At 63.2% G+C, this 26,000-nt stretch carries 21 protein-coding genes (1 of these 21 cut by a window edge); 9 read left to right on the plus strand and 12 right to left on the minus strand.

The window, feature by feature from the left end:
* The 4 genes in view from N8I74_RS15185 to N8I74_RS15200 are tightly spaced (at most 57 nt apart) and all read right to left on the minus strand, a layout consistent with a single transcriptional unit that may run on beyond the window.
* A protein-coding gene (locus tag N8I74_RS15185; protein ID WP_263123952.1) for a serine acetyltransferase crosses the window boundary here: on the minus strand, positions 1-365 show its 5' portion. It extends 214 nt beyond the left edge of the window; the window shows 365 of its 579 coding nt (coding positions 1-365); it begins with the start codon at positions 363-365; the stop codon falls past the left edge of the window.
* Between the two features lie 27 nt (positions 366-392).
* Complete coding sequence (gene guaA, locus N8I74_RS15190; protein WP_263123953.1) at positions 393-1,949, minus strand: glutamine-hydrolyzing GMP synthase; 1,557 nt, start codon at positions 1,947-1,949, stop codon at positions 393-395.
* A gap of 57 nt (positions 1,950-2,006) precedes the next feature.
* Complete coding sequence (dacB, locus tag N8I74_RS15195; protein WP_263123954.1) at positions 2,007-3,440, minus strand: D-alanyl-D-alanine carboxypeptidase/D-alanyl-D-alanine endopeptidase; 1,434 nt, start codon at positions 3,438-3,440, stop codon at positions 2,007-2,009.
* A complete protein-coding gene (locus N8I74_RS15200) occupies positions 3,440-3,634 on the minus strand; it encodes an oxidoreductase-like domain-containing protein (protein ID WP_263123955.1) in 195 nt (64 codons plus the stop codon). Before N8I74_RS15200 ends, dacB begins: the two co-directional genes overlap by 1 nt.
* Before the next feature lie 44 nt (positions 3,635-3,678).
* Between N8I74_RS15200 and dnaX the strand changes: the two genes are divergently transcribed.
* The 3 genes from dnaX (at position 3,679) to recR (ending at position 6,589) form a co-directional block, all read left to right on the plus strand.
* Positions 3,679-5,460, plus strand: coding sequence for a DNA polymerase III subunit gamma/tau (gene dnaX / locus N8I74_RS15205; RefSeq protein ID WP_263123956.1), 1,782 nt, complete (start codon positions 3,679-3,681; stop codon positions 5,458-5,460).
* Between the two features lie 53 nt (positions 5,461-5,513).
* Positions 5,514-5,843 (plus strand): YbaB/EbfC family nucleoid-associated protein, encoded by a 330-nt coding sequence (locus tag N8I74_RS15210; RefSeq protein ID WP_263123957.1) that lies wholly within the window; start codon positions 5,514-5,516, stop codon positions 5,841-5,843.
* A gap of 152 nt (positions 5,844-5,995) precedes the next feature.
* The gene (gene recR, locus N8I74_RS15215; RefSeq protein ID WP_263123958.1) at positions 5,996-6,589 is read left to right on the plus strand and encodes a recombination mediator RecR; all 594 of its coding nucleotides are present in this window, start codon (positions 5,996-5,998) and stop codon (positions 6,587-6,589) included.
* A 21-nt stretch (positions 6,590-6,610) separates the two neighbouring features.
* Here recR and N8I74_RS15220 read toward each other — a convergent pair whose 3' ends face one another.
* The 8 genes from N8I74_RS15220 to edd form a co-directional block, all read right to left on the minus strand.
* A complete protein-coding gene (locus tag N8I74_RS15220; RefSeq protein WP_263123959.1) occupies positions 6,611-7,702 on the minus strand; it encodes an ABC transporter ATP-binding protein in 1,092 nt (363 codons plus the stop codon).
* 62 nt (positions 7,703-7,764) lie between these two features.
* The gene (locus tag N8I74_RS15225; RefSeq protein WP_263123960.1) at positions 7,765-8,622 is read right to left on the minus strand and encodes a carbohydrate ABC transporter permease; all 858 of its coding nucleotides are present in this window, start codon (positions 8,620-8,622) and stop codon (positions 7,765-7,767) included.
* Complete coding sequence (locus tag N8I74_RS15230) at positions 8,615-9,514, minus strand: carbohydrate ABC transporter permease (protein WP_263123961.1); 900 nt, start codon at positions 9,512-9,514, stop codon at positions 8,615-8,617. Before N8I74_RS15230 ends, N8I74_RS15225 begins: the two co-directional genes overlap by 8 nt.
* A gap of 115 nt (positions 9,515-9,629) precedes the next feature.
* Complete coding sequence (locus N8I74_RS15235) at positions 9,630-10,874, minus strand: ABC transporter substrate-binding protein (protein WP_263123962.1); 1,245 nt, start codon at positions 10,872-10,874, stop codon at positions 9,630-9,632.
* Between the two features lie 244 nt (positions 10,875-11,118).
* Complete coding sequence (locus N8I74_RS15240; protein ID WP_263123963.1) at positions 11,119-12,156, minus strand: porin; 1,038 nt, start codon at positions 12,154-12,156, stop codon at positions 11,119-11,121.
* A gap of 251 nt (positions 12,157-12,407) precedes the next feature.
* Complete coding sequence (gene gap / locus N8I74_RS15245; protein WP_263123964.1) at positions 12,408-13,412, minus strand: type I glyceraldehyde-3-phosphate dehydrogenase; 1,005 nt, start codon at positions 13,410-13,412, stop codon at positions 12,408-12,410.
* A 205-nt stretch (positions 13,413-13,617) separates the two neighbouring features.
* Positions 13,618-14,241, minus strand: coding sequence for a bifunctional 4-hydroxy-2-oxoglutarate aldolase/2-dehydro-3-deoxy-phosphogluconate aldolase (gene eda / locus N8I74_RS15250; RefSeq protein ID WP_263123965.1), 624 nt, complete (start codon positions 14,239-14,241; stop codon positions 13,618-13,620).
* Positions 14,242-14,334: 93 nt separating this feature from the next.
* A complete protein-coding gene (edd, locus tag N8I74_RS15255; protein ID WP_263123966.1) occupies positions 14,335-16,158 on the minus strand; it encodes a phosphogluconate dehydratase in 1,824 nt (607 codons plus the stop codon).
* A gap of 322 nt (positions 16,159-16,480) precedes the next feature.
* Between edd and zwf the strand changes: the two genes are divergently transcribed.
* The 6 genes from zwf (at position 16,481) to aceF (ending at position 25,936) form a co-directional block, all read left to right on the plus strand.
* On the plus strand, positions 16,481-17,932 hold the full coding sequence (gene zwf / locus N8I74_RS15260) for a glucose-6-phosphate dehydrogenase (protein WP_263123967.1): 1,452 nt from the start codon (positions 16,481-16,483) through the stop codon (positions 17,930-17,932).
* A gap of 161 nt (positions 17,933-18,093) precedes the next feature.
* The gene (pgl, locus tag N8I74_RS15265; protein ID WP_263123968.1) at positions 18,094-18,792 is read left to right on the plus strand and encodes a 6-phosphogluconolactonase; all 699 of its coding nucleotides are present in this window, start codon (positions 18,094-18,096) and stop codon (positions 18,790-18,792) included.
* A 111-nt stretch (positions 18,793-18,903) separates the two neighbouring features.
* On the plus strand, positions 18,904-19,749 hold the full coding sequence (hexR, locus tag N8I74_RS15270; RefSeq protein ID WP_263123969.1) for a transcriptional regulator HexR: 846 nt from the start codon (positions 18,904-18,906) through the stop codon (positions 19,747-19,749).
* Between the two features lie 54 nt (positions 19,750-19,803).
* Positions 19,804-21,450: a glucose-6-phosphate isomerase gene (pgi, locus tag N8I74_RS15275; RefSeq protein ID WP_263123970.1), complete on the plus strand. Its 1,647-nt coding sequence runs from the start codon at positions 19,804-19,806 to the stop codon at positions 21,448-21,450.
* Between the two features lie 114 nt (positions 21,451-21,564).
* On the plus strand, positions 21,565-24,222 hold the full coding sequence (gene aceE / locus N8I74_RS15280) for a pyruvate dehydrogenase (acetyl-transferring), homodimeric type (protein WP_263123971.1): 2,658 nt from the start codon (positions 21,565-21,567) through the stop codon (positions 24,220-24,222).
* Between the two features lie 94 nt (positions 24,223-24,316).
* Positions 24,317-25,936, plus strand: a complete 1,620-nt coding sequence (aceF, locus tag N8I74_RS15285) for a dihydrolipoyllysine-residue acetyltransferase (RefSeq protein ID WP_263123972.1) — start codon at positions 24,317-24,319, stop codon at positions 25,934-25,936.
* Positions 25,937-26,000 lie beyond the last annotated feature (64 nt).

Below are 26,000 nucleotides of genomic sequence, written 5' to 3' on the forward strand. Positions count from 1 at the left end.
TCCCCATTGGGGCCGATGCGGTCGCGCAAACCCAATGTGACTCCATGAAACAAGGTCACATTCCTGCCGATAGTGGCCCTGGGGTTCACAACCAGACCCCAACCGTGCGTCAAGGCAAGACCTGCGCCGATCTTTGCTTTCCACGGCAAGTCCATGGCGGCCTGGAATGTTGCCAAGCGGTGCAACAGCTTCAACGGCGTGAGGGTAAAGCGGAAGAGCCCTTTGCTTGCGGCGGCAGCTTGACACAACCTCATGGTGACGACCACACGGAAGGTTCTGCGTGTGATCGCCCCTTTGATCAAGAGCAGCGGACTGAACCTGCCATATTGACGATATGTATCCGCTTTCAAATCATCCCAAGCCACCAAAACTTCCTCCGATTAAATCGGGCACTACTCCCACTCGATGGTTGCCGGTGGTTTGCCCGATACATCGTATACCACGCGATTGATGCCCCTTACTTCGTTAATAATTCTGTTGGAAACCTTTCCAAGCAGTTCATAGGGCAATTCCGCCCATTTGGCTGTCATAAAATCGCTGGTTTGTACTGCGCGTAACGCCACAACATATTCATAGGTACGCCCATCACCCATGACCCCTACCGATTTGACCGGCAAGAACACCGCAAAGGCCTGACTGGTCTTGTCGTACCAATCACAGGCGCGCAGTTCATCGATGAAGATGGCATCGGCGCGGCGCAACAGCTCACAATATTCGCGCTTGACCTCGCCGAGCACGCGCACACCGAGGCCGGGACCCGGAAACGGATGGCGATAGACCATTTCGTGCGGCAACCCCAAGGCCACACCCAGCTCACGTACTTCGTCCTTGAACAGTTCTCGCAGCGGTTCAAGCAGCTTCAGTTTCAACGTTTCGGGCAGGCCGCCCACATTATGGTGGCTCTTGATCGTATGGGCCTTCTTGGTCTTGGCACCGGCAGACTCGATCACGTCCGGATAGATGGTTCCTTGCGCCAGCCATTTCGCCTTGGGCAGCTGCTTCGCCTCTGCCTGGAACACTTCGACGAATTCGCGGCCGATGATCTTGCGCTTGGCCTCCGGGTCACTCACTCCGGCCAAGTACCCCAGGAACTGTTCGGTGGCATCGACATGGATCACCTTCACACCCAGGTGCTTGTTGAAGATGTTCATCACCTGCTGGCCTTCGTTCAGACGCAGCAGACCATTGTCGACAAACACGCACGTCAGTTGGTCACCAATGGCGCGGTGGATCAATGCAGCGGCCACCGACGAATCGACGCCGCCGGACAAGCCCAGGATCACCTCCTCGTCACCGACCTGCTCCCGGATACGCGCCACGGCCTGATCGATATAGTTGGGCATGGTCCAGGAAGGCGTGCAACCGGCGACCTGCAGCACGAAGCGGTCGAGCATCTCCCGCCCTTTGAGCGTGTGCGTGACTTCCGGGTGGAACTGTACGCCGTAGAAACCGCGTTTCTCGTCCGCCATTGCAGCGATCGGGCACGCCAGGGTTTCGCCTATGACACTGAATCCGGGGGGCAGCTGCGACACTTTGTCGCCATGGCTCATCCACACTTCCAGATAGCCCTCGCCATTGGGGCCTTTGCGATCTTCGATGCCATTGAACAAGACGCCATGTCCCCGGGCACGGATTTCGGCAAAACCGAATTCCCGCACCAGGCCTGCCTCCACCTTGCCGCCGAGCTTCTGCGCCATCCATTGCATGCCATAACAGATGCCAAGCACAGGCACGCCCAGCTCGAACAACCCCGGATCGGCCTGGTAATCGCTCTCGTACACCGAGTTCGGTCCGCCGGACAGGATGATGGCCTTGGGCGCGAACTCACGGATGAAATCGAGCGAAACATCGAAGGAGTGCAACTCACAGTACACGTGGGCCTCGCGCACACGGCGGGCGATCAGTTGCGTGACTTGGGAGCCGAAATCGAGAATCAGAATCTTGTCCATGCCGGGCCTTGAGGTGTCCGCGAGTGCGGGCAGATGGAAAAAGGCGTTATGTTACCGTTACTTGTCCGCAGGGGCGAGCTCGGCTCCGCCAGCGCGCACCCAGGCCAGCAGCGCATCCAGCGCCGGCGCCGCAGCCGAGGCCGTTGGGTGGTTGACGATGCCGACGACGGCATAGCGCCTGCCGTCCACCGCCTGTACGTAGCCCGCGATGGCCCGGACGTTCTTGAGCGTGCCGGTCTTGATATGGGCGGCACCGGCCACCTCGCTGCCGCGCAAGCGTTTCTTCATGGTGCCATCCAGCGCGACGATGGGCAGGGAGGAGACAAATTCGGCGGCATAGGCTCCCTGGGCTGCGCGCAACAGCAGCTCGCCCAGGTGTCGCGCGGAAATCCGCTCTTTGCGCGATAGCCCCGAGCCGTTCTCCAGTACCAGTTCGGGCCAGCGCAGCTGGTTCTCCGCCAACCATTCGCGCACCACCCGCGCAGCGGCCAAGGCGTCGTCCGTCTCGCCCTGACGGTGGGCTGCGCCCAATGCAAGAAACAGCTGGCGCGCCATCAGGTTGTTACTGAACTTGTTCACATCGCGGATGACGCTGACAAGGTCCGGTGAGCGCGATCCGGCCAGTATCCGGGCGCCCGCCGGCGTAGCGCCCGTGCGGACGGCGCCAGCGATCTCGCCCCCCAGCTCGCGCCACAGGCTGCGCACCAGCGTGCCGGTATAGGTGGCCGTGTCAAGCACCGAAACGTAGCGCTCGCTATGGCAGCCCTCGGCCAGCACGCCACTCACCCGGACCTTTGCCCGCGTTGCATCGCTCTGAGCCACGATCGCGACGCCCTCGCAACTGTGACCGGAGACGGTGGCACTGTTCTCTACCGAGATTTCCGGCAGCGGCGGTTCGATGCCGACGCGAACACTGCCGCCATCGGCCAGCACCCGCACCCGCACCGACTTGAAGTTGGCGAGCAGCGCATCAGGTGCGACCAGGAATGGCCGGGCCGGATCGCCCTCATCATCATCGAACACGCCGGGTGGCGGCAAACGCAGTGCGCCGCGATCGAGCACCACATCACCGGTCACCCGCTGTACGCCGGCAGCACGCAGGTCGCGCAACAGCATCCAGAGGCGCTCGTAGGTGAGCTTGGGATCACCCGCCCCCTTCAGGTAGAGATTGCCCTTGAGCATGCCACCAGCCACCGGGCCGTCGGCAAGCAGCTCGGTCGTCCAGGCGTAGGCGGGTCCGAGCTTTTCCAGCGCGACCTGGGTCGTGACAAGCTTCATCACCGAGGCCGGGTTCATGACGTTGTCGGCATTGAAATACTGTGCTGCCTGCGGTTGCGACAGCGGCACCACGGCCAGCGCCAGTGCTTCGGCCGGCAGCCTGGCTGCCCGCATCGCGGTCAGCACCGGTGCAGGCGGACCCGAGAGTTCGGCGGCAAACGCCGGGGACAGATGGCCGGCCGCGACCAGCAGTACGCAATGCAGTGAACGCATCAGGCGTTCCCTTGGCGAACCGCCTGACGGGCCTGCCATTCGGCGAGCAGCCGGCGATACTGCTGCAGCTGGGCATTGTAGGTATCGAAGATGCATGGGGTGCAGCCGTTGCCGCAGCACTCCTCCAGCGCCGGCTCGTAGGGCGGCTCAGGTGGGGGATCATGGGCGGGAGGATCGGAAAGGTGTTCGGTCATGGTCATCGCGTGATGGCCAGGAGCGATCTGCTAGAATCGCCGCCATGGCCTACCAAGTACTCGCCCGCAAGTGGCGTCCCCGCAATTTTGCCCAACTCGTGGGGCAAGAGCACGTGATCCGCGCATTGGCGAATGCGTTCGCCAATGGCCGGCTGCATCATGCCTACCTGCTGACCGGCACCCGCGGTGTCGGCAAGACCACCATCGCGCGCATCATGGCCAAGGCGCTCAATTGCGAAGCCGGGGTCAGCGCCGAGCCGTGTGGCGTCTGTTCCGCCTGCACCCAGATCGACGCGGGCCGTTTCGTCGATCTTCTGGAGATCGACGCTGCATCCAACACCGGCATCGACAATATCCGGGAGGTGTTGGACAACGCCCAGTACGCGCCGACCGCCGGCCGCTTCAAGGTCTACATCATCGACGAAGTGCACATGCTCTCCAAGAGTGCCTTCAACGCGATGCTCAAGACGCTGGAAGAACCTCCGGGCCACGTGAAGTTCATTCTGGCGACCACCGATCCACAAAAGATGCCGATCACGGTGCTCAGCCGCTGCCTGCAGTTCTCGCTGCGGCAGATGACGCCGCAGCAAGTGGCCACCCACCTGCAGAACGTGTTGCAGGCCGAAGCGATTCCTTATGAGACAGGCGCGCTGCCAGTGCTGGGTCATGCCGCCAATGGTTCGATGCGCGACGCGTTGTCGTTGCTGGATCAGGCCATCGCCTACGGCGCAGGCCAAGTCGAGGAAGCCGGCGTCCGCGCGATGTTGGGCGCCGTCGACCAAGGCTATCTGTTTGACATCCTGGCCGCACTGCTGGAGCAGGACGGCCCGCGTCTGATGACCGCCGCCAATGGGATCGCCACCCGGGGCCTGTCCTACGACGCGGCGCTGCATGAACTGGCACATGTACTGCATCAGATCGCATTGGCGCAGGCAGTGCCTGACGCCTTGGCCGAGGATCTGCCGCACCACGCGCAAATTGCAGCGCTTGCTGCCGCCTTCGCACCCGAGGATATCCAGCTTTACTACCAGATCGCCTTGCATGGGCGGCGCGATCTGCCGCTGGCACCCGATGAATATGCCGGCTTTACCATGGCCTTGCTGCGGATGCTGGCATTTGCGCCGGCCGAGCCTGGCCAGTTGCCGGCGATGCCGGCCAAGACGGACCGCCCCCCCGTGTCCCCCGCGGTGCAACGCCCACCGTCCGTGGCCAGGCCAATGGCCGAAACAACGCCTGTGACGGCCACACCCCCTGCTGCCGCAGCAATGCCCGCACCGGCCTTGGTGACACCGGAGCCACACCACGAGCCACTCGCGCCATGGGAAGACGAAGCAATCGATGCCGCTGTGGCGACCCTCGACCTGGTCATCGACACCGCCATCGATATGCCGATACCTGCGCCGGCGCCTATCGTGCCGGCAACCGAATCCGGCCCGCAGCCCCCCTCCCCGTTCGACGGCGACTGGCGTGCCCTGGTGGCCCAGCTCAAGCTGGGCGCGGCTGGCATGCTTGCCCAACACGCCGAGCTTGTCGAATTCAGCGAGACGCACTTTGCATTGCGGGTATCGGACGAGCACCGCGCAGTGGCAGGGCGTGAGTATCAGGACAAGCTGCGCGGCGCGCTGGGCGAGTACTTCGGCCGGGAGATCCGGCTGCACGTCGAATTGGGCGAAGCGGTGGGCGACACGCCTGCCGCCCTTGCATTGCGTGAGAAGCACGCACGCCAGCTGGCAGCTGAATCGGTGATCCAGAATGACACGTTCGTGCAGACCCTGATCCGCGACTTCGGCGCCACGGTCCTACCCGATTCGATCCGACCGCTCTAAATATTTAAGTACACCCCGGTTTTCTCTTCACGAATCCCTTCAAGGAGCACCCCATGTTCAATAAAGGTGGTTTGGGCAACCTGATGCAACAGGCCCAGAAAATGCAGGAAAACATGAAGAAGGCGCAGGAGGAACTGGCCCAGCTGGAAGTGGAAGGCCAAGCCGGTGCCGGCATGGTGAAAGTGGTGATGACCTGCAGCCATGCCGTCAAACGTGTCGCCATCGACGACAGCCTGCTCTCCGACGACAAGGACATGCTGGAGGATCTGATCGCGGCTGCATTCAACGACGCGGCCCGCAAGGCGGAGACCACCAGCCAGGAAAAGATGGCTTCATTCACCTCGGGCCTGCCGCTGCCCCCGGGGTTCAAACTGCCGTTCTGATTCCTGGAAGCGGGAATGAGCCTGGGCCGGCATGGGGTAGCTGCATGTCTGCATCCGGTGCCGGATGATCCCGTATGGCATCGCGATCTGCCATCTCGTTGCCGACATGCCGCGATGTGCCCCTGCCTCTGCCCGCTTCCCCTTGTCCGCCCATGACCCCCTCCTCCCTCCACCAATTGATCGAAGCGCTGCGTGTCCTGCCCGGGGTCGGCCCCAAGTCGGCCACGCGCATGGCCTATCACCTGTTGCAGCGCGATCCGGGAGGCGCGATCAACTTGGCGCATGCGATCGAGTATGCCCTTGCCAACCTCAAGCATTGCCGCCGGTGCAATACCTTCGCTGAAACCGAGCTGTGCGATATCTGTGCCGATCCACAGCGCGATGCAGGCAAGCTGTGTGTCGTCGAGATGCCCACCGATCTGATGATGGTGGAACAGACCCTCGCCTTTCACGGCCTTTATTTCGTGCTGATGGGCAGGCTCTCCCCGCTGGACGGCGTGGGGGCCAAGGATATCGCGCTATCCCAGTTACTCTCCCGGGTCGCGGATGGGGAAGTGGCCGAAGTGGTGCTGGCGACCAACTTCACCGCCGAGGGCGAAGCCACCGCGCATTATCTGGCGCAGATGCTGCAAGCACGCGGTCTGGCGGTGAGCCGTATCGCCCGCGGCCTGCCGGTAGGCGGGGAGCTGGAGCATGCCGACCCCGGCACGCTCGCCCAGGCACTGGTCGAACGCCGTCCGCTTTGAGAGCGGCCGCGGCCAGGGCAATCAGCCCAGCCGCATCTCCGTCTGTGGATCGAACAACACCGCCTTGCTGGTATCCAGCTTCAGCCGCATCCGGGTACCTGGTGCGCCTGCCAGCCGGGGATGGACCCTGGCCACCACTTCCCTGCCGTTGATACGGGTAAAGATCATGGTATCGGGCCCAGTCGGCTCGGTCAGATGCACATCGCACGACAGTGCCGGTTCGTATGCCTCGGCAACCTCGATCTGCTCGGGACGTACGCCCAGGATCAGGCGCTGTCCGACATGCGCGGCAAATCGCTCACCGTCAGGAAGCGGCACGAACCGGGCGTCGCCCTCGCTTTGCAGGCTGACGCCATATACCCCCCCCTGCTCCGCCAGATAGCACTCGATGAAATTCATCGACGGCGAACCGATGAAGCCGGCCACGAACAGATTGGCCGGTCGTTCGTAGATGTCTTCGGGGCGGCCGAATTGCTGGATCACGCCATCCTTCATCACCGCGATCTTGTCGCCCAGCGTCATCGCCTCGATCTGATCATGGGTGACGTAGACGATGGTGGTCCTCAGTCGATGGTGCAGCTGCTTGATCTCAGTACGCATCTCCACCCGCAGCTTCGCATCGAGATTGGACAGCGGCTCGTCGAACAGGAACAGCTTGGGATCGCGTGCCAGGGCACGGCCCATCGCGACACGCTGGCGCTGGCCGCCGGAGAGCTGGCCCGGCTTGCGATCCAGCAGGTGATCGATCTGCAGCATCTTGGAGACGCGGCTGATGATCTCTTCCTGCTGCTTCTTGGGCACGCCGCGGGTTTCCATGCCGAAGGCGATGTTCTGCCGCACATTCATCGTCGGGTAGAGCGCATAGCTCTGGAACACCATGGCGATGTCACGATCCTTGGGCGCCACGTTGTTGACCACACGCTCGCCGATGTGGACCTCACCTGAAGTCGGCGCCTCCAGCCCGGCAATGATGTTCATCAACGTGGATTTGCCGCAGCCGGACGGGCCGACCAGGATCAGAAACTCACCGGCCTCGATGCGGATGTCGATGCCCTTGAGGATATGGGTGTCGCCAAAGCGCTTGGTGACGTTGTTGATGGCGAGTGCGCCCATGTGGTTCTCCGTTTTTGGCCCGGGCAGCGCAGACGGCACCACCCGGTTCCGGTGTGGTTCGATCAGCCTTTCACGGCGCCCGCAGTGAGGCCGCGCACGAAGTACTTGCCCGCCAGCACGTAGACGATGATGGTCGGCAAGGCGGCGATGATGGCCGCGGCCATGTCGACGTTGTATTCCTTGACGCTGGTCGAGGTGTTGGCAAGGTTGTTGAGGCCCACGGTGATCGGCTGGCTGTCGCCCGACGAGAACACCACGCCAAAGAGGAAATCGTTCCAGATCTGGGTGAATTGCCAGATCAGCACCACCATCACGATAGGGGTCGACATCGGCAATACAATGCGCAGGAAGATGCGCCAGAAGCCAGCGCCATCCAGGCGGGCCGCCTTGATCAGCTCATCGGGGATGCCCACGTAGTAGTTGCGGAAAAAGAGCGTGGTCGAGGCGATGCCGAACACCACATGCACGAACACCAGGCCGGCCACCGAGCGTGCCAGCCCGAACCAGCCCAGTGTCTGCGCCATCGGCAGCAGCACCACCTGGAACGGGATGAACACGCCGAACAGGATCAGCGCGAAGGTGAGCTCAGAGCCGCGGAAGCGCCACTTCGACAGCACGTAGCCGTTAAGTGCCCCCAGCGCGGTGGAGATCAGCACCGCCGGGATCACCATCTGTACCGAGTTCCAGAAGTAGCGCGACAACCCGCCACATTCCACGCCGGTACACGCGCTGGACCATGCCTTGGCCCAGGCCTCGAAGGTGATGCCCATCGGCAGTGCGATCAGGTTGCCGGCACGGATCTCGTCCATGCTCTTCACCGAGGTGGTGACCATGATGTAGAGCGGCAGCAGGTAGTAGACAGCGGCGTACAGTAGCACCGCATAAAGCGCCAAACGCCAGACCTTGCTCTGCTTATCCATGACGGCTGCCTCGCAGTTCGGAATACAGGTAGGGCACGACGATGGCGGCGACGGTCATCAGCATCATCGTCGCGCTGGCGGCGCCGACGCCCATCTGACCGCGGGTGAACGCCATCGAATACATGAAGGTGGCCGGCACGTCCGACGAGAAGCCGGGGCCGCCGCCGGTGAGTGCCATCACCAGATCGAAGCTCTTGATCGCGATGTGCGCGAGGATCATCAGTGTGGAGAAGAACACCGGGCGCAGCGCGGGCAGCACGATCTTCCAATAGATGCGCGGCAGGCTAGCGCCATCGATCTGCGCCGCCTTGATGATGGAATCATCGATGCCCCTGAGACCCGCCAGGAACAGGGCCATCACAAAGCCGGACGATTGCCAGATGCCGGCGATCACCACGGTGTAGATCGACATGTCCGGGTTTACCAGCCAGTCGAAGGTGAAGTTGGTGAAGCCCCAGTCGTGCATCAGCTTTTCCAGGCCCAGGCCCGGGTTGAGCATCCACTTCCAGGCGGTGCCGGTGACGATGAACGACAGCGCCATCGGATACAGGTAGATGGTGCGCAGCGCGCCTTCCTGGCGCACCTTCTGGTCCAGCAGCACCGCAAGCAGGATGCCCATTGCCATCGCGCCGCCAATGAACAGCCCGCCAAAGATGACGAGGTTGTGCACCGCCACCCACCAGCGCTCGTTCTCGAACAGCGCCAGATACTGGGCGGTTCCGACCCATTCGTAGTTGGGCAGCAGGCGTGATCTGGTAAAGGACAGATAGCCGTTCCACAGGATGAAGCCGTAGACAAACACCACGGTCAGCACCAAGGACGGGGCCAGGACCAGGCGCGGCAGCCAGCGCTCGGCAAAGCCATAGTGGGCCGGGCCATTGTAGGAAGTCATGATCGTTTCTCCAGGCGCCCTGAACGGGCCCGCGGGCCGCCCGCCCGCAATGTCACGGGCGGCGGCCTGCCTAAGGAAGAGGCCGGCCAGCGGAACGGCCGGCAGGTATGGCGGCCTAGCGCACCTTGGCCGCGGCCGCAAGCTTGTCGGCGGCCTGCCTGGCGCTCATCCTGTCGTCGTTCCAGAACTGCGAAACCACGTCATAGATCGCGCCCTGCGTCGCTGAGTGCACCGCCATGCCGTGTGCCATCGACGGAACCAGCGCGCTCTTTTGGCTGGCGGCGGCGAAGTCCTTGGCCGATTGCTGGCCGCAGGCATCGAACTTGGCCATGTTCATGCCGGCTCGGACGGGAATCGAGCCTTTGTTGAGATTGAACACTTCCTGGAATTGCGGGCTCATGACTGCCGAGGCAAAGTCCTTCTCACCCTTCTCGGCATCCTTGTTCGGCAGCTTGAACATGGCAAAGCTGTCGATATTGAAGGTAAAGGCCGTTGCGGTCCCCGGCACAGCCACACACAGGAAATCCTTGCCCGGCACCTTGCCAGCCGCAAGGAACTCACCTTTGGCCCAGTCACCCATGAACTGCATCGCGGCCTTGCCATTGATGACCATGGCTGTTGCCAGATTCCACTCGCGGCCCGGGGCGTTCTTGTCGGTGTACGGCTTGATGCGCTTAAAGGTTTCCAGCGCCTTCACCATGGTCGGGCTCTTCAGGCTGTTCTGGTCCAGCTGCACCAGCGACTTCCTGTAGAAGTCCACGCCCCCGACACCCAACACCACCGATTCGAACACCGTGGCGTCCTGCCACGGCTGGCCACCATAGGCCACCGGCTGGACGCCGGCCTTCTTCAGCGCTTCGGCAGTCGCAAAGAACTCGTCCAAGGTGGTCGGCACCTTGGCCTTGGCCTTCTTCAGCAGTTCCGGGTTCACCCACAGCCAGTTCACGCGGTGCACGTTGACCGGCACGGCCACGTAGCTGCCCTTGTACTTCATTACGTTGGCAACCACCGGCGGCAGCAGCTTGTCCCAACCTTCCTTCTTGGCCACGTCGTCGATCGACGCCAACACACCTTCCTCACCCCATTCCTGGATCGCCGGGCCCTTGATCTGCGCAGCGGTCGGCGGATTGCCGGACACCACGCGCGTTTTCAGCGCAGTCATCGCGTTCTCGCCAGCACCACCCGCCACCGCGAAATCCTTCCACTTGTGGCCCTTGGCCTCGAGCATCTTCTTGAGCTCGGCCGCGGCCTTGGCCTCGCCGCCGGAAGTCCACCAGTGCAACACTTCCACTTCCGCAGCATGGGCGGTAAACGCAGCGGCCATCGCGGCTGCACAGAGCGTGGTACGCAAGACTTGCATTGTCGTGTCTCCAGGCATGAGCCGCCCCACGGCGGTGCTCGATGCACCAACTCTAGTCACAACAGGCTTGTTACAGAATCAGGGGAGCTATGTAAGGCGATCGCCGTACCAGACCGCAAGAGAGACCACCGGCTCTTGCAGGACGCATGGCAAGCGAGATGGAGAAAAAATGAATGGCGCGAATGGCAATAAAAAAGAGCGGCCGAAGCCGCTCTTTCTAACACCAATCTGCTCGGAGAACAGATTAGAAGCCGGTCCAGGTACCAACCAGGATACGGGTGCTGTCCTTGCCATCTGCCCAACCGTCACGGTTAACCCAGAACGGGCCCAGGGCCTGACCTTCGTTGTCGTACATGTTGTGACGGATCTGCAGGAACGCAACGCTGTTCTTGGAGATGCTGTAGTCCCACTGGAATGCGACTTGCTGGATTTCGTTGTCTTGCTCAACGCCAGCAGCTTCGGATTCAGCAACCAGTTGGTAGCCCAGGCTCAACGAATGCTTGCCGAAGCTGTAGCCGCCGCGGACCAGGTAGAAGTCTTGCTCGTGGCTGCCGGCAGCGGCAGTTTCGAGCTCTTGACGCTTCCAGGCGCCGGTCACGTTGAAGCCGTTGTCGAAGGCATAGCGAGCGCCTGCGAAGGTAACGGTTTCGCTGGTGCCTTCAGCGTAGGTCAGGCGATAGCCGCTGCCATTGCCCGCGCCGGAGCTGGATGCATCATCGGTAGCAGCATAGCCGGCATCGATCGACAGGCCACCGGTGGTGAAGTGACCAACCACTTCATAGGCCTTGCCGTCCTTGCCGCCGGTACCCAGGTCGTAACCGAGGTTGAAGCTGAAGCCGTTGAAGTTCGGCGAGGCATAGGTGATACCAGAAGCGAAGCCTTGGATCGGGGGCTCTGCGAACAGACCGCCTTGACCCTTGGCGCCGTACGGCCAGTCTTGGGTCAGGTACAGGTTGGTGAACTGGTTACCGAAGCGGATTTCACCCCAGCTGTCGGCGTAGCCGATCCAGGCTTCACGGTTGCCCCAGCTGTCATAACGCCAATCGGTAGCAACCTTCTGAGCCAGGCGCCACTTCAGGGTGGAACCGTTGTCCAGCTTGTCGGAACCGTCGACATTCACAACGATCGCGATTTCTTCCAGGAACTTGCCGTCGCCATCGGGAGTGTTGTTGGTACGGTAGAACAGGTCCATCTCGGCGGAACCGCCGATGGACACGTCAGCGAAGGCCGGGGCGGCGAATGCGGCTGCGATGGAGGCAGCAACCAGAGCACGCTTGAACATTTATAGGTCTCCTGATTAAGAGTTGGCTGTAACGCCAGCTTGTAACGGTCAAGCCGGTTGCTTTCGCTTTTGCTACACCCGGCTTTACCTCTACTGCCGAAGGATAAAGAACCGGGTTTTCCCGGGCAAACCTGAAACAGTTTCGCTTAAGGAATTGTCGCTTGTACGCAACAAACCACCGCTCGTCTGGAACGTGGGAAAAACAAAACCGCCGGCAATGCGGCGGTTTTACACGATCGGGCCCTGGTGGATCAGCGGCCGGCCATCACACGGACCATTTCGAGCACCTTGCTCGAATAGCCCCACTCGTTGTCGTACCACGACACGAGTTTGACGAAGGTCTTGTCCAGCGAGATGCCGGCGGTGGCATCGAACACCGAGGTGCACGACTCGCCGCGAAAATCGGTCGACACCACCTTTTCCTCGGTATAGCTGAGCACGCCTTTGAGCTCGCCTTCAGCGGCGGCCTTGATCGCGGCACAGATTTCCTCGTAGCTCGCTTCCTTGTTGAGCTCGACGGTAAGGTCGACCACCGACACGTCGGAGGTGGGCACCCGGAACGACATCCCGGTCAGCTTGCCCTTCACCTCGGGGATCACGACGCCCACTGCCTTGGCGGCACCGGTGGAGGACGGGATGATGTTCTCGAGGATGCCGCGACCACCGCGCCAATCCTTGTTCGACGGGCCATCGACGGTCTTCTGTGTTGCGGTCGTCGCATGCACGGTGGTCATCAGGCCACGCTTGATGCCGAAAGTATCGTTGACCACCTTGGCCAACGGCGCGAGGCAGTTGGTGGTGCACGAGGCGTTGGAGATGATGGTCTCGCCGGCATATTTCTTGTGATTGACGCCATAGACGAACATCGGGGTGTCATCCTTAGACGGCGCCGACATGATCACTTTCCTGGCGCCTGCGGTGATGTGCTTCTGCGCGGTCTCCTTGGTCAGGAAGAGGCCGGTCGACTCGACCACCACGTCCACACCGATCTCGCCCCACTTGAGCTCGGCCGGGTCCTTGACCGCGGTCAGCCGGACCGTCCTGCCATTGACAACAAGGTTGCCGCCTTCGACCTTGACCTCGCCCTTGAACCTGCCGTGCACCGAATCATGCTTGAGCATGTAGGCGAGGTAGTCCGGCTCCAAGAGATCGTTGATGCCGACGATTTCGATGTCGTCCGCAAAATTGTACACAGCGGCACGGAAAACCATGCGGCCGATACGGCCAAAGCCGTTGATGCCTACTTTGATCGCCATTGAATCCTCTCCGAGAGTAGCGGAACCGAGCAAGCTCGGGATGATGAATGCTGCCGCAATGCCGTCACGCGCCCTTTGCGCCAGAACAAGACGGTGCGCGCGATGCGGCGCCTTTGAATCCAGCGCTCGCTGCTCCCTAGCTGCCTTGCAGCGAGTTTACGCGCATATGTTACAGCATGCCCGGTCTGCTGACCGGGCATGCCGCTCAGGGACGCAGTGCGGCGGCTTCGCGTGCCAATGCGGTGATCGCGGCCCAGTCGCCGGCATTGACCTTGTCCTTGGGCGCAAGCCACGAACCGCCGACGCAACCGACATTGGGCAGGGCAAGGAGCTTGGGCGCCGATTCCGGCGTCACCCCACCCGTGGGGCAGAACAAGGCCTGCGGCAGCGGCCCGCCCAATGCCTTGAGCATGCCAAGGCTGCCCGCCTGCTCGGCCGGAAAGAGCTTGAGGGCATCGAAGCCCAGCTCCAGCGCGGCGATGACCTCGGACGGCGTCATCACGCCGGGCAACAGCGGCATGTCGGCGGCGCGCGCGGCCACTGCAAGCTTTTCGGTCAAGCCAGGGGTGACGGCGAACCGGGCGCCGGCAGCCTTGGCTTCGGCAAACTGCTCGGGGCGCACCACGGTGCCGACGCCGACGATGGCTTCGGGCACGGCATCGGCGATTGCCTTGACTGCGGCAAGCGCCGCCGGAGTACGCAGCGTCACTTCCAGCACACGAATACCGCCTTCGACCAGCGCGCGCGCCAAGGGCACGGCATGTTCGGCTTCTTCGATCACCAGGACCGGCATCACCGGGCAGGCGCGCATGATTTCGCGGATTTGCATATGCGTAGTCTCTTATTCCAAAAGTGCTCTTGCGGCCTGCAAGCTGCCGGCCTTCCCTATGATCGGTGCGTACCGATCGATTAAACCGTCGGATCAGTGGGCAAGACCCAGCGCGACCGCGCCTTCCTCGGCGCCAGTGGCCGCGGCGCGGAACGAAGCGAACAGCTCGCGACCCATGCCGTGGCCGTTGCGGGACAGATCCGCCGTCGCCACCTCCCGGGCGGCCCATTCGGCGGCATCCACCTTGGCCTCGACCACTCCGGCTTCGGCATCGAGCCGGATCAGATCGCCGGTCCGTACCTTGCCCAGCGGCCCGCCCGACACGACTTCAGGCGTCATATGGATGGCCGAGGGCACCTTGCCCGAAGCGCCGGACATGCGTCCATCAGTGACCAGCGCCACCTTGAAGCCGCGATCCTGCAGCACTCCCAGCGCCGGCGTGAGCTTGTGCAGCTCCGGCATGCCATTGGCGCGCGGGCCCTGGAAGCGCAGCACCACGATAAAGTCCTTCTCCAGCTCGCCGCGCTTGAAGGCAGCCAGAACGTCGTCCTGATCATCGAACACGATGGCCGGCGCCTCGACGATGCGATGCTGCGGCGCCACCGCCGAGACCTTGATCACCGCCCGGCCCAGATTCCCGGACAGCAGGCGCAGTCCACCATCGGCGCTGAACGGCTGAGCAACGGTACCCAGCACGCTGGGGTCACCGGACTGGGCCGGGGCGTCACGCCACTGCAGCTGGCCTTCGATCAGGAACGGTTCCTGCGCATAGCGGTGCAGACCCGGGCCGGCGTTGGTCAACACGTCGTCGTGCAGGAGACCGGCGCCGAGCAGCTCGCGGATCAGCAACCCCATCCCGCCCGCGGCGTGAAAGTGGTTCACGTCCGCCGACCCGTTGGGGTAGACCTTGGCCAGCAGCGGCACCACCTGCGACAGATCGTCGAAGTCACCCCAATCGATCACGATGCCGGCGGCGCGCGCGATCGCGATCAGGTGGATGGTGTGGTTGGTCGAACCGCCAGTGGCCAGGAGGCCGACGATGCCATTGACGATGGCCTTCTCGTCGACCACCTTGCCCACCGGGGTGAACTCGCCCCCCAATGCGGTGATCGCGGCGGCGCGGCGGGCACCTGCGGCAGTCAGTGCGTCGCGCAGCGGCGTGTTGGGGTTGACGAAGGCGGCGCCCGGCAGATGCAGGCCCATCACCTCCATCAGCATCTGGTTGGAATTGGCCGTGCCGTAGAAGGTACAGGTACCCGGGCCGTGATAGCTGCCCTCCTCGGAGGCCAACAGCTCGTCCCGCCCGCATTTGCCCTCGGCAAAGCGCTGGCGCACCGCCGCCTTGTCCTTGTTCGAGATGCCCGAGGTCATCGGGCCGGCAGGGATGAATACCGCCGGCAGATGGCCGAACTGCAGCACGCCGATCAGGAGACCGGGGATGATCTTGTCGCACACGCCAAGGCACACCACGCTGTCGAACACGTTGTGCGACAACGCCACCGCGGTGCTCATCGCGATCACGTCGCGGCTGAACAGTGACAGCTCCATGCCGGGCTGCCCCTGCGTGACGCCATCGCACATGGCCGGTGTGCCGCCGGCGAACTGGGCCGTTGCACCCGCCTCGCGCGCGGCGGCCTTGATGACGGCCGGGTAGTACTCCAGCGGCTGGTGCGCCGACAGCATGTCGTTGTAGGAGGAAACGATGGCGATGTTGGGCTCGCGCATCTCGCGCAGCAGGATCTTGTCGTCGGCAGGCGCGGCTGCCCAAGCATGCGCCTGGTTGGTACAGGCCAGCCCCTTGCGAACCGGCTCTTTCTGCGCGGCGGCATCGAGCCGCTGCAGATAACGGCCACGCGATTCGCGGCTGCGCTCAACAATGCGGGCCGTGACCTCGGCAAGGCGGGAATGGAGGGGCATGACGAACTCCGGAAACAGGGAATCAGGGGCGAGTAGCGGCAAGCGGCGGCACTACAAGAACTGGAGCGTAGTTTTACTACAACGGCTTAACAACTTCAACCGCCTTTCAACCGGCACGGCCCCATGCTGCATCGCAACAAAAACGAGCATTGCCGCGGGTTTTGCGCACTCCCCTACCGTAAACCCCAATACTGGCGCGGCGGGCCGAGAAACCGTTTGCGCCGTTTTTTGTGTACGTAGTAAGATTACATAGTCTTACTACATATCGGCTGCCCCGGCACCGCCCGGCGGGGCGCCGGCCCTCGTTACTGGAAGGATAGTCATGACCCCCATCGACGCTTTCGACATGGTGCTGTTCGGCGGCACAGGCGACCTGGTGATGAGAAAGCTGCTGCCGGCGCTTTATCACCAGCACCAGGATGGCAATCTGCCTGCCGCCGGCCGCATCATCTGTCTGGGGCGCAGCGTGCCCGACACCGCGGCGTATCTGGACAAGGCGCGGGGCCTGGCGCAGGGCTATCTGGGCAAGCATTACAACGAGGCCGATTGGGATTCGTTCGCCGACCGGATCGAATACCTGCGGCTGGATGCCAACAATCCGGACGAATTCGGCAGGCTTGCCGACGTGCTCAACACCTTTCCGGGCCGGGTGCGCGTGTTCTATCTGTCCACCGCGCCGGACCTGTTCGCCCCGATCTCCAAGAGCCTTGCCGCCGTCGGGCTCAGCCAGGGCAACGCCCGCGTGGTGCTGGAAAAACCGCTGGGCCACGATCTGGCGTCGTCCAACAAGATCAACGACGAGGTCGGCCAGTATTTCGAAGAACAGCAGATCTACCGGATCGACCATTACCTGGGCAAGGAGCCGGTGCTCAATCTGATCGCGCTGCGCTTTGCCAATACGCTGCTCGAACCGCTGTGGCGCCGCGAATGGATCCGCGACGTGCAGATCACCGTGACCGAGCAGGTGGGCGTGGAAACCCGGGCCGATTTCTACGACAAGGCCGGCGCGCTGCGCGACATGATCCAGAACCACCTGCTGCAGCTGCTCACCATCGTCGCGATGGAGCCGCCGGCAAGCATCGATGCCGATGCGGTGCGTGATGAGAAGCTCAAGATCCTGCGTGCGCTCAAGCCACTGACCGCCGAGACCGTGCACACCAACGTGGTGCGCGGCCAATACCGCGCCGGCGCGATCAACGCCAAGCCGGTGCCGGGCTATCTGGAGGAGCCGGGCGTGCCGGCCGGCTCGAAGACCGAGACCTTTGTTGCACTCAAGGCGGAGATCCAGACCTGGCGCTGGGCCGGCGTGCCGTTCTATCTGCGCACCGGCAAGCGGCTGCAGGAACGCCTGGCGGAGATCGTCATCAATTTCCGCGAGGCCCCGCATTCGATCTTCGGCCGCCACACCACGCCCAACCGGCTGGTGATCCAGCTGCAACCGGACGAGTCGGTCCGCCTCTACCTGATGGCCAAGGAGCCGGGCAACCAGTTCCGGCAACGCCCGGTGCACCTTGACCTGGACTTCAAGGATTTCTTCCAGAGCCGCAGCCCGGAAGCCTACGAGCGCCTGCTGATGGACGTGATCCGCGGTGACCTGTCGCTGTTCGTGCGCCGCGACGAACAGCGCGCCGCATGGAAATGGGTGGAGCCGATCCTGGATGCCTGGGAAAACGGCATCGATGCGCCCAAGCCTTATACCGCCGGTACCTGGGGGCCGGCCGCCTCGTCTGCGCTGCTGTCGCGCGACGGCTTCAGCTGGCACGAAGAAGGCTGAGCGGCTTGCTGCGTGGGCCTCAGGCCTGGCAGCGGACCGTGGGCGTCATCCTCCAGCCCATCATGGCGACGCCGCCGGGCTGCCTGCAGGGGCCCGCGCCACGGCGCTGCCGGCCCACCGCCCGGCGCATGCAGTTGTCTTCATCAATTCGAGGTTAAGCAATGTCTGTGCAGTGGCATGAATTTCCGTCCAAGGACGACCTTGACGCAGCCCTGGCGGCGAAGATCGCAGCGGTGCTGAATGCCGCCATCGCCGAACGCGGCGTGGCAAGCTTCGCCGTCTCCGGCGGGCGCACGCCGGCCGGGATGTTCAAGGCGTTGTCGGAACAGGACGTTGCGTGGGACAAGGTGTATGCCACCCTGGTCGACGAACGCTGGGTGCCGGTGGAACACGCCGACAGCAACGAGCGCACGGTGCGCCAGCATCTGTTGACGGGTGCGGCCAGCGCCATCCGTTTCGTCTCGCCGGTCTGCGAAGCGCCGACGCCGCATGCGGGCGAGGCCGAGATCGAAGCGCGCCTGGCGGCGATGCCGCAACCGTTCGACGTGCTGATCCTGGGCATGGGCGACGATGGCCACACCGCCTCGCTGTTCCCGGGCGCCGCCGAACTGGAACACGCCTGCGCCTCGACGACACTGGTCGCCGCGGTGACCCCGCCGGTGGCGCCGCACCGCCGCATCACGCTGACCCTGCCGACCATCGCGCGCGCGCGCGCCGTGATCGTGCATATCACCGGCACGGGCAAGAAGGCCCTGCTGCACACCGCGCTGGGCGAGCAAAAGGCGGTGACCGAGCAATATCCGATCCGCCGTGTGCTCGACGCCGCAGCGGGTCAGAAACATGTGTTCTGGGCTGATTGAGTACCGGAACGAAACAGGACGGGGCCGACAGGCCCCGCCTTCACAAGGGCACTGCCCCGATCAGGAACGGGTTTTATCAAAGCGCGTTCCATCGTTTGAGTGAGACTACCCATGCTCGAACGCATCAAGACCGTGATCGACTCGCTCTCCAAATCGGAGCGCAAAGTCGCCGAACTGGTGCTGGCCCAGCCTAACCTGGTGGCCAATGCGCCCATTGCGCAGATTGCCGACCTTGCCGACGTGTCCCAGCCGACCGTCATCCGCTTCTGCCGCAGCCTCAACTGTTCGGGGCTGCAGGATTTCAAGCTGCGGCTCACCCGCAGCCTGGTTTCCGGTGTGCCCTACGTGCACTCGATGGTCTCGGCCGACGATTCGGCACACGACCTGGCCAAGAAGCTGTTCGACAACAACATCTCCCACCTGCTGCGCTGCCGCAACGAGCTGGATACCGAGGCGCTGGAGCGGGCGATCAAGGTGCTGTCGAACACGCACAAGATCGAAGTGTGGGGCCAGGGCCAATCCGGCGCGGTGGCCATCGACGCGCAGAACAAGTTCTTCCGCCTGGGCGTGCCGACGGTGGCCTACACCGATCCGCACATGCATGGCATGAGCGCGTCGATGCTCAAGCCCGGCGACGCGGTGGTGGCCGTTTCCAACTCGGGCCGCACGCTCGATCTGATCCGCTCGGTCGAGATCGCGCGCGACGCCGGCGCCGACGTGATCGGCATCACGCACAGCAAGAGCCCGCTCGCCAAGCGCTGCTCGATCTGCCTGTACGCCGACACCATGGAAGACCCGGATCTCTATACGCCGATGATCACCCGCATCGTGCACTTGGTGATCATCGACGTGCTGGCCGTCGGCGTGGCCCTCAAGCGCGGCCCGGAATTGATCGACCAGCTCGAAAAGATGAAGCGCAACCTGAAGGAAAAACGGGTGCGCGGCCACGAAAACTGATCGGGGCGACGCTGCAGCACGCCCTTACCGCTTATTGCGATGAAGGAAGCATCCATGTCCAAGCTCACCACTTCGCCAGCCTGGCAGGCCCTGGCGGCGCATCACAGGGAAATCGCTCATCTGCATATGCGCGACCTGTTCCAGCAGGATCCGCAGCGCTTCGAGAAATTCTCGTTCGAATCAGGTGGCCTCTTCTTCGATTACTCGAAGAACCGCGTCACCGAACAGACAATGCAGCTGCTGTTCGATCTGGCGCGTCAGTCGGGCCTTGCAGAGCGGATCGAGCAGATGTTCTCGGGCGAAAAGATCAATGCCACCGAGAACCGTGCCGTACTGCACACCGCGCTGCGCAACCTGGACAAGAATCCGGTACGCGTCGATGGCGACGACGTGATGCCCAAGGTCAATGCGGTCAAGGAGAAGATCTTCCAGTTCTCCGACCAGATCCGTTCGGGCGAGCGTGTGGGCTACACCGGGCGCCCGTTCACCGACATCGTCAACATCGGCATCGGCGGTTCGGACCTGGGCCCGCTGATGGTATGCAATGCGCTCAAGAACTACGGCCACGAGCGGCTCAGGATGCATTTCATCTCGACCGTGGACGGTGACCAGATCGTCTCGACGCTCAAGCATCTCAATCCGGAGACGACGCTGTTCATCGTCGCCTCCAAGACCTTCACCACGCAGGAGACCATCACCAACGCGCGCACCGCGCGCAAGTGGTTCCTCGACCGCGTGGGCAACGAGACGCACATCGCCAAGCACTTTGTCGCCGTCTCGACCAATGCCAAGGCCGTGGCGGAGTTCGGCATCGACACCGCCAACATGTTCGAATTCTGGGACTGGGTCGGCGGCCGCTACTCGCTGTGGTCCGCCATCGGCCTGCCGATCGCCATCTATCTTGGCAAACACGACTACCAGGATCTGCTCCATGGCGCCTACACCATGGACGAGCACTTCAAGAACAAGCCGTTCGAGCACAACCTGCCCGTGATCATGGGCCTCTTGGGCGTGTGGTACATCAACTTCTTCGACGCCACCACCCATCTGGTCTCGCCCTACAACCAGGCATTGCAGCGGTTTCCGGCCTATCTGCAGCAGCTGGACATGGAGTCCAACGGCAAGTCGATCGATCTGGACGGCGAGCGGGTCGACTACCATACGAGTCCGGTGGTGTGGGGCGATGCCGGCATCAACGGCCAGCACGCCTACTACCAGATGCTGCACCAGGGCAGCCAGATCGTGCCGGTCGACTTCATTGCCAGCATTGAGCATCCGGAGATCCCCGAGCCGCATAGCACCATCCTGATGGCGAACTTCTTTGCGCAGACCGAGGCGTTCATGCGCGGCAAGACGGCAGCCGAGGTGCGCGCCGAGCTGGACAAGGCCGGCATCACCGGCCCGGCGCAGGATGCACTGGTACCGCACAAGATCTTCGAAGGCAACCGGCCGACCAATACCATCCTGATGCAACGGCTCACACCGCGGCGCCTGGGCGCGCTGATCGCGCTCTACGAACACAAGATCTTCGTGCAGGGCACGGTGTGGAACGTCAACTCGTACGACCAATGGGGCGTCGAGCTGGGCAAGCAGCTGGCGCGTACCATCGAGCATGACCTGACCACGCCCGGTCTGACCCAGACCCACGACGCCTCGACCAACGGACTCATCAACTACTACAAGCGCAACGTGCCGCGATAAGGCACCACTGCGTGGCACACGGCCGCCCGGACACCCTTTCGGGCGGAAAAGCACTGCCTGCCGGAACAACCCCCGGCCGGCGGTCGGCATCAACCCTCAAACAAGGTAGAGAACATGGCAGAGCAGATTCACGACCACGATCCTCGGGAGACGCAGGAGTGGCTGGAGGCCCTGGACGGAGTATTGGAGCACGAAGGCGCGGAGCGCGCGCATTTCCTGGTCGAACGTCTGATCGACCATGCACGCAAGGATGGGGTGAACATTCCGTACACCGCCACCACCGCCTACATCAATACCATTCCGCCGCACCTGGAGGCCAAGAGCCCGGGCAACCATGCCTACGAGGAGCGCATCCGCTCCTATACCCGTTGGAATGCCGCTGCCATGGTCGTGAAAGCCAACCGGGGCACTGCCGAACCCGGTGGCCACATCACCTCGTTCGCTTCGGCTGCCACGCTCTACGACGTGGGCTGGAACCATTTCTGGCACGCGCCCTCCGCCGACCACGGCGGCGACCTCGTCTACTTCCAGGGACATAGCGCACCTGGCATGTATGCCCGCGCCTTCCTCGAAGGGCGCATCAACGAAGACCAGCTGAACAAGTTCCGCCGCGAAGTGGATGGCGGCGGGCTCTCCAGCTACCCACATCCGTGGCTGATGCCCGATTTCTGGCAGTTCCCCACCGTCTCGATGGGCCTGGGGCCCATCATGGCCATCTACCAGGCCCGCTTCATGAAATACCTGGAGGATCGCGGCTTCAAGCAGCATGGTGATCGCAAGGTCTGGGCCTTCATGGGTGATGGCGAGATGGACGAGCCTGAATCGCTCGGTGCGATTTCACTCGCCGGGCGCGAAAAGCTAGACAACCTGATCTTCGTCATCAACTGCAACCTGCAGCGCCTCGATGGCCCGGTACGCGGCAACAGCAAGATCATCCAGGAGCTGGAGGGCGATTTCCGCGGCTCGGGCTGGAACGTGGTCAAGGTGGTGTGGGGCTCGGGCTGGGATGCCTTGCTCGCCAAGGACAAGAAGGGCCTGCTGCAGCAACGCATGATGGAAGTGGTCGACGGCGAGTACCAGACCTACAAGTCCAAGGACGGCGCGTATGTGCGCGAACACTTCTTCAACACGCCGGAACTGAAGGCGCTGGTGTCCAGCATGTCGGACGACGACATCTGGCGCCTGACCCGCGGCGGCAACGATCCGCACAAGGTGTATGCCGCCTACAAGGCCGCGGTGGAGCACAAGGGCGCGCCGACGCTGATCCTGATGAAGACCGTCAAGGGTTACGGCATGGGCCCGGCCGGCGAATCGCAGAATGTGGCGCATCAGACCAAGAAGCTGTCCGACGATGACATGCTGCACCTGCGCGACCGCTTCAAGATCCCGCTGTCGGACGAGGACGCCAAGGCCTGCAAGTTCTACCTGCCGCCGGCCGACACGCCCGAGATGCAGTACATGCACGAACGCCGCAAGGCGCTTGGCGGCTATCTGCCGTCGCGCCAGCCGGTCGACGAGCCACTGCAGGTGCCGGCGCTGGATGCCTTCAAGGCGCAGCTCGAATCGACGGGCGAGCGCGAGATGTCGACCACCATGGCCTTCGTGCGCCTGATGGGCACCCTGGTCAAGGACAAGCACATCGGCCGACGCATCGTCCCCATCGTGCCGGACGAATCGCGCACCTTCGGCATGGAAGGCATGTTCCGCCAGCTTGGCATCTGGTCCCACGTGGGGCAGCTGTACGCGCCCGAGGACAAGGACCAGCTGATGTTCTACAAGGAGTCCAAGGACGGCCAGATCCTGCAGGAAGGGATCAACGAGGCCGGCGCGATGTCCGACTGGATCGCGGCCGCCACCTCCTATGCCAATCATGGCGTGACCATGATCCCGATCTACATCTACTACTCGATGTTCGGCTTCCAGCGCATCGGCGACCTGGCCTGGGCGGCGGGTGACCTGCGCGCGCGCGGCTTCCTCGTCGGCGGCACTGCCGGACGCACCACGCTCAATGGCGAAGGGCTGCAGCACCAGGATGGGCACGGCCACCTGTTTGCCGAATTCATCCCCAACTGTGTGTCGTACGATCCCACTTTCGCCTATGAGCTCGCGGTCATCGTGCAAAGCGGCCTCAAGCGCATGTACCAGGACCAGGAGAACATCTACTACTACCTGACGGTGATGAACGAGAACTACACCCACCCGGCCATGCCCGAGGGCGCCGAGGAGGGCATCATCAAGGGGATGTATCTGTTCCGTGAAGGCGCCAAGGAGGCCAAGCTCAAGGTCCAGTTGATGGGCTGCGGCACCATCCTGCGCGAAGTGATCGCCGCCGCCGACCTGCTCAAGGCCGATTTCGGGGTCGAGGCGGACATCTGGTCCACCACCAGCCTGAATGAATTGCGCCGCGATGGCATCGCGGTTACGCGCCAGAACCTGCTGCACCCGGCCGCTGAGCCGCAGGTGCCCTACGTGACGCGCTGCCTGCAGGGCCGGCAAGGCCCTGTCATCGCCGCCACCGACTACAAGCGCACCTATGCCGACCAGATCCGCGAATACGTGCCGGGCCGCTACGTGGTGCTCGGCACCGACGGCTTCGGCCGCTCGGACAGCCGGCAGGCGCTGCGCCGCTTCTTCGAGGTCGACCGCCACTATGTCGCGCTCGCCGCGCTCAAGGCGCTGGCCGACGAAGGCCGGATCGAGCGCAAGGTCGTCGCCGATGCGATCGCCAAGTACGGCATCGATGCGGCACGCCCCGCCCCGTGGACTGTTTAAATCACGTGAAATGTGAAACGTGAAAAGCGGGATGGTCCCACCGTTCCGCGTTTCACCGCCGCGAAGCGGCATCACGTTTCACGGAGGAACATAGATGAGCAACCTGATTGAACTGAAAGTGCCAGACATTGGCGGCCACGAGAACGTGGACATCATCGAAGTGATGGTCAGCCCAGGCGATCGCATCGAGGTCGAGCAAAGCCTGATCACGCTGGAAACCGACAAGGCCACGATGGAAGTGCCGTCCACCCATGCCGGCGTGGTCAAGGATGTCAAGGTCAAGGTCGGCGACAAGATCTCCGAAGGCAATGTGATCCTGCTGCTTGAAATGGCCGGTGCCGCGGCAGCGACACCCGCGCCGGCCACACCGGCCACCGCGGCGGCCCCCGCCCCTGCCGCCGCCCAGCCGGCCCCTGCCGCGGCGGCGCAGACGATCGAAGTGCACGTACCGGATATCGGCGGGCATGCCAACGTCGATGTGATCGAAGTGCTGGTCAAGCCGGGCGACGCGATCGAGAAGGAACAATCGCTGATCACGCTGGAGACCGACAAGGCCACCATGGAAGTGCCGTCCACCGCTGCCGGCGTGGTCGAACACGTGGCGATCAAGGTCGGCGACAAGGTCTCCGAAGGCGGCCTGATCCTGACCGTCAAAGCCGGCACCGCACCGGCTGCGACGCCCGCGCAGGGCGCGCCGGCACCGGCCGCGCCCGCTGCGGCCGCCCCGTCGGTGACCGCCTCGCCGGCCGGACGCACCGTCGCCCTGCCCAAGACGGATGCGTTCGACGAGACCGGCTTCAGCAAGGCCCATGCCTCGCCCTCGGTGCGCCGTTTCGCGCGCGAGCTGGGGGTGGACCTGGGCAAGGTCAAGGGCACCGGCCCCAAGGACCGCATCCTGCACGAGGACGTGCAGCAGTACGTGAAGGCGGTGATGAGCGGATCGGCCGCCGCACCGGCCGTGGGCACGGGCGGGGGTGCCGGGCTTGACCTGCTGCCGTGGCCCAAGGTCGACTTCGCCAAGTTCGGCCCGATCGAAGCCAGGCCGCTCTCCAAGATCAAGAAGATCTCCGGGGCCAACCTGCATCGCAACTGGGTGGTGATCCCGCACGTCACCTTCAACGATGAGTGCGACATCACCGCGCTGGAGGACTTCCGCAAGGAAATCGGCAAGGAGTGGGAAAAGAGCGGCCTCAAGCTGTCGCCACTGGCCTTCATCATCAAGGCCGCCGCCGAGGCGCTCAAGGCCTTCCCCGAATTCAATTCATCGCTGGACGGCGACAACCTGATCCTCAAGCGGTACTACCACATCGGCTTCGCCGCCGACACGCCAAACGGCCTGGTGGTACCGGTGATCAAGGACGTCGACCAGAAGGGGTTGAAGCAGATCGCCAAGGAGCTGACCGACCTTTCCGCCCTCGCCCGCGAAGGCAAGCTCAAGCCTACCGACATGCAGGGTGCGACCTTCACCATCAGCTCGCTCGGCGGCATCGGCGGTACCAGCTTCACGCCCATCATCAACGCCCCGGAAGTGGCCATCCTTGGTGTGTGCAAGAGCCAGATCAAGCCGGTGTGGAACGGCCAGGAATTCGCGCCGCGGCTGATGTGCCCGCTGTCGCTGTCGTTCGACCACCGCGTGATCGACGGCGCGGCCGCTGCCAGGTTCACCGTGCACCTGGGCAGGCTGCTGTCGGATATACGTCGGCTGGTACTTTGAATGAAGGGAAGAGAGAAGGGGGAAGGGAGAAGTGCAATGGCGACCTTTCCCCGGTTCTCTGATC

The organism is Chitiniphilus purpureus (genome assembly GCF_025642115.1).
GTDB classification, from domain to species: domain Bacteria; phylum Pseudomonadota; class Gammaproteobacteria; order Burkholderiales; family Chitinibacteraceae; genus Chitiniphilus; species Chitiniphilus purpureus.